Source organism: Ornithinibacter sp., from assembly GCF_035443565.1.
In the GTDB taxonomy this organism is placed as follows: domain Bacteria; phylum Actinomycetota; class Actinomycetes; order Actinomycetales; family Dermatophilaceae; genus Fodinibacter.
Genome location: NZ_DAORSO010000158.1, coordinates 1 through 4,574, shown reverse-complemented (window position 1 = coordinate 4,574; position 4,574 = coordinate 1). Strand labels below are relative to the sequence as shown.

Here is a 4,574-nt window from a genome sequence, read left to right as displayed (position 1 = left end):
GCACGGCGCACGGCGCACGGACAACTGCTTGCGCACCCGGGCCACGACCGTCCCGTGGGTGCCCACGGAGTTGGCCGTCAGGCGGGTCAGGGGGGTCTGGCCGTCTCCTCTGGTGGTCGTCATCGGGCCAGCCCACGAAGGCTGGATCGACCACTGCGGCACGTGGTTGTGGTGAACTCGCCGGTAGCCGGTAGTGTTGTCACCAGTTGTTGAGCTTTCCGTTGTGAAGTAGTGGCAGAACGTCCCGCCGGGACAGAGCACTTTCTGAGCAGAGGTACTACAGGCATCACCAACGCGGAGTCCCCCGACAAGCGGGTGGTACTCCTCTCTCAGAAAGTAGGCCTTCCTATGGCTACTGGCACCGTGAAGTGGTTCAACGCCGACAAGGGCTTCGGCTTCATCGCCCCCGACGACGGCTCCGCCGACGTCTTCGCCCACTACTCGGCGATCAACTCGAACGGCTACCGTTCGCTCGACGAGAACGCCAAGGTCGAGTACGAGACCCAGCAGGGCGCGAAGGGCCCGCAGGCCGCGAACATCACCGTCATCGGCTGACGTTCCACCTGTTGCCCCTCGGGGCACCTCACACGACCGCCGTCCGGGCAACCGGGCGGCGGTCGTGTCATGTCCGGCGCACACTAGCCTTCGGGCATGACCGTGCGGATCGACCTCAACGCCGACCTCGGGGAGTCCTTCGGCACCTGGGTGGTCGGTGACGACGAGGCGATGCTCGACGTGGTGACCAGCGCCAACATCGCGTGCGGCTTCCACGCCGGCGACGCCACGACGATCCGCCGCACCGTGGCCATGGCCGCCGAGCGGGGGGTGGTCATCGGGGCGCAGGTCTCCTACCGCGACCTGGCCGGCTTCGGGCGCCGCCGCATGGACATGGACCCGCACGACCTCACCGCCGACGTGCTCTACCAGCTCGGTGCCCTCGAGGCGATGTGCCGGGTGGCGGGGACCCGCGTCGCGTACGTCAAGCCCCACGGCGCCCTGTACACCACGGCCGCCGTCGACGAGGGTCAGGCCCGGGCCGTCGTGGATGCCGTGGCCGCCTACGACCGCACCCTCCCCCTGCTGGGCCTGCCGGGCTCGGTGCTGCTGCGCATCGCCGAGGCCGAGGGGCTGACCGTCGTGGGCGAGGCCTTCGCCGACCGCGGGTACGCGGCGACCGGTCACCTGGTGCCGCGCTCGCACCCCGAGGCCCTGCACCGTGACCCGGACGCCGTGGCCGAGCGGGTCGTCCGCCTCGCCGTCGAGGGCACCGTCGTCTCCGTCGAGGGCGAGGTCGTCGCCGTGGATGCTCGGTCGGTCTGCACCCACGGCGACACCCCGGATGCCGTCGCGCTGGCCCGCGCCGTGCGCGACGCCCTCGAGGGGGCCGGCATCCACATCACCCCCTTCGTCACCGCCGCGACGTGAGCGACGAGCCCGCTCCCGCGTCGCGCCGAGGGCTCACGGTCCTGCCCGCCGGCCCGGACGCGCTGCTGCTCGAGGTGTCCGGGGCTGCTGAGTCCGGGATCGCCGAGGTCCTGGCGCTGCACGAGCGAGTGCGGGCTGCCGTCGACCGCGGCGAGGGGCCCTGGCCCGGCGTGATCGATGTCGTGCCGGCGGCCCGGACGGTGCTGCTGCACACCCGGCCGGGTGCCGACCTGCCCGCGCTCGGGGCCGCGGCCCGCGCCCTCGCCGCCTCCCCACCCCCACCCTCATCGCCACCCGCACAGGGCGAGGTCGAGATCGTCGTGCGCTACGACGGCGCCGACCTCGCGGAGGTCGCGGCGATGACCGGCCTCGCCCCTGCCGAGGTCGTGCGGGCCCACACGAGCACCCTGTGGCGAGTGGCCTTCGGTGGCTTCGTCCCGGGCTTCGGCTACCTCGTCGGCGGCGATCCACGCCTCCAGGTACCCCGCCGCGAGTCCCCGCGCACCCGGGTGCCCGCCGGATCGGTCGCGCTGGCCGGGGAGTTCACCGGTGTCTACCCGCGGGCCTCCCCCGGCGGGTGGCAGCTCATCGGCACGACGGATGCCGTTCTCTGGGACCCCGATCGCAGCCCACCGGCGGTGCTCACCCCCGGCACCCGGGTGCGCTTCGTCGACATCGAGGCGTCCCGGTGATCCCGGCTCTCGAGGTCCTGGAAACCGGCCCGCTCGTGCTCATCGAGGACGAGGGCCGACCCGGCCACGCCAGCGTCGGAGTCGGCCACTCCGGCGCCGCCGACCGCTCGGCACACCGACTGGGCGCCCGCCTCGTCGGCAACGACGAACACCTCGCGTCCCTCGAGGTGCTGCTCGGCGGCCTGCGCGTGCGGGCCCGCGGCCGCCTCACCGTCGCGCTGACCGGCGCCCCGGCTCCGGCCCGCGTCGATGATCGCCCGATCGGGCACGCCAGCCTCGTCGACCTCGCCCACGGCTCGGTGCTCACCCTGGGGATGCCGGCCGCGGGCCTGCGCACCTACCTCACCGTGCGCGGCGGCATCGACGTCGCGCCGGTGCTCGGCTCGCGCTCGGCGGACACGTTGTCCGGGGTCGGGCCGCCCCCGGTGCGCGCCGGCGACGTGCTGCCCGTCGGGCCGGCGGGAGCCACCTTCCCCCACGTCGACCAGGCCGCCCACCCGAGCCATGCGGTGCCCTGGGGCTCGGGCGACACCGGGGTGGCCGAGCTCGAGGTGCTGCCCGGGCCACGGTCGGCGTGGGTCGGCGGGTGGGGGTCCTCGCTCGGCGGCCTCCTCGGCACGACGTGGCACGTCCACGGCGACAGTGACCGGATCGGGCTGCGGCTCAGCGGGTTCCGCGTCGAACGAGCAGCCCCCTACCGCGACGTGGAGCTGCCCAGCGAGGGGCTCGTGCGGGGCGCGGTGCAGATCCCCGCTGGCGGGGCTCCCGTGCTCTTCCTCGCCGACCACCCCGCAACCGGCGGCTATCCCGTGATCGCGGTGCTCACGGCATCCGCGATCGATCGCGCCGCCCAGCTGCGCCCCGGCGACCTCGTCCGGCTGCGCCCTTCGCCCTAACTTACGCTACCGTAGGTTGCGGACACGACACCTGCGACGACGCAGACCCGGAACGACCGAAGGTGAGCCACCCATGGCCTCGACCCTGACCGACACCACCGAGCTGCCGACTGCCGACGAGGCCATCGCGCCACGACCTGAACGACGTCACCCGGCGATCATCCAGGGCGGGATGGGGGTCGCGGTCTCGGGGTGGCGACTGGCGCGAGCCGTCTCGCGCGCCGGGCAGCTCGGGGTCATCTCGGGGACGGCGATGGATGCCGTGATCGCCCGCCGCCTCCAGGACGGCGACGCGGGCGGGCACTACCGGCGAGCCCTCGAGCACTTCCCCAGCCCGGCGATGGCGCAGCGGGTGCTCGACAAGTACTTCATCGAGGGCGGCCGCGCCGAGGACGCCCCGTACAAGCCTCTGCCGAAGCTCACCATCGACACCTCGGTCGCCGCCCAGGAGCTGGCCCTCGTCGGCAACTTCGCCGAGGTGTGGCTGGCGAAGGAGGGTCACGACGGCGTCGTGGGCACGAACTGCCTCGAGAAGATCCAGATGGCCAACCCGACGGCCATCCTCGGGGCCATGCTCGCCGGTGTCGACTACGTCCTCATGGGCGCGGGCATCCCACGCGAGATCCCCCAGCTCATTCGGGCACTCGCCGCGGGACGGGTCGGACGCATCCCCGTCGACGTCTCGGGGGGCACCGAGCACCACTACGTCGAGGCCGACCCGGTCGCGCTGCTCGGCGACGACCTGCCGCCGCTCACGCGCCCGAACTTCCTCGCGATCATCTCGCTGGACCAGCTGGCGTCGTACCTGCACCGCGACCCCGAGATCCGCCCCGACGGCTTCATCGTCGAACGCCCACCGGCAGGCGGACACTCCGCGCCGCCGCGCGGGAAGATGCAGCTCGACGAACACGGCGCGCCCATCTACGGGGCTCGCGACGAGGCCGACCTCACCAAGATGGCCGCGATCGGCCTGCCGTTCTGGATGGCCGGCGCCTACGGCACGTCCGAGCGGGTGGCCGCCGCGGTGGCGGCCGGCGCCCAGGGCGTGCAGGTCGGCACCGTCTTCGCCCTGTCGTCGGACTCGGGGCTGACCGACGAGGCCCGGTCCCTGCTGCTGGGGCGGCTGCGCGACGGTGAGCTGGTCGTGCGCAACGACCCACGGGCCAGCCCGACCGGGTTCCCGTTCAAGGTGATCTCCGTCGACGGAACGGTCAGCGAGGAGGCCGTCTACGAGTCCCGGCCTCGGCTGTGCGACCTGTCGTACCTGCGCCAGGCCTACCAGCGCGAGGACGGCAGCATCGGCTACCGCTGCGCCGCCGAACCGGTGCACATGTTCGTCAAGAAGGGTGGGTCGGTCGACGACACCGTGGGGCGGAAGTGCCTGTGCAACGGCCTCGTCGCGACGATCGGCATGGCACAACACCGCAAGGACGGGTACGTCGAGGACCGGATCATGACCCTCGGCGAGGACCTCGACGGTCCGCGCGACCTGATCGCCCGGCATCCGCAGGGGTGGACCGCCGCCCAGGCGCTCGCCTACCTCCAGGAGGGCCTGCCCAGC

5 protein-coding genes are annotated in these 4,574 nt (G+C 73.0%); all 5 read left to right on the top strand.

Features of this window, described 5'->3' with window-relative positions:
• Positions 1–348: 348 nt before the first annotated feature.
• A complete protein-coding gene (locus PLL68_RS12405; protein WP_324534528.1) occupies positions 349–555 on the top strand; it encodes a cold-shock protein in 207 nt (68 codons plus the stop codon).
• A 96-nt stretch (positions 556–651) separates the two neighbouring features.
• Positions 652–1,425 (top strand): LamB/YcsF family protein, encoded by a 774-nt coding sequence (locus PLL68_RS12400; protein ID WP_324534526.1) that lies wholly within the window; start codon positions 652–654, stop codon positions 1,423–1,425.
• Positions 1,422–2,117, top strand: a complete 696-nt coding sequence (locus tag PLL68_RS12395; protein ID WP_324534524.1) for a 5-oxoprolinase subunit B family protein — start codon at positions 1,422–1,424, stop codon at positions 2,115–2,117. Before PLL68_RS12400 ends, PLL68_RS12395 begins: the two co-directional genes overlap by 4 nt.
• Entirely contained in the window at positions 2,114–3,013 is a 900-nt protein-coding gene (locus tag PLL68_RS12390) for a 5-oxoprolinase subunit C family protein (RefSeq protein ID WP_324534522.1), read from the top strand. Before PLL68_RS12395 ends, PLL68_RS12390 begins: the two co-directional genes overlap by 4 nt.
• 73 nt (positions 3,014–3,086) lie before the next feature.
• On the top strand, positions 3,087–4,574 hold a 1,488-nt coding region (locus PLL68_RS12385; RefSeq protein WP_324534520.1), incomplete at its 3' end, for a nitronate monooxygenase.

Excerpts from the sequence above, each read along its gene's own strand:
- PLL68_RS12405 (WP_324534528.1), top strand. The coding sequence starts at position 349 with ATGGCTACTGGCACCGTGAAGTGGTTCAACGCCGACAAGGGCTTCGGC.
- PLL68_RS12400 (WP_324534526.1), top strand. The coding sequence starts at position 652 with ATGACCGTGCGGATCGACCTCAACGCCGACCTCGGGGAGTCCTTCGGC.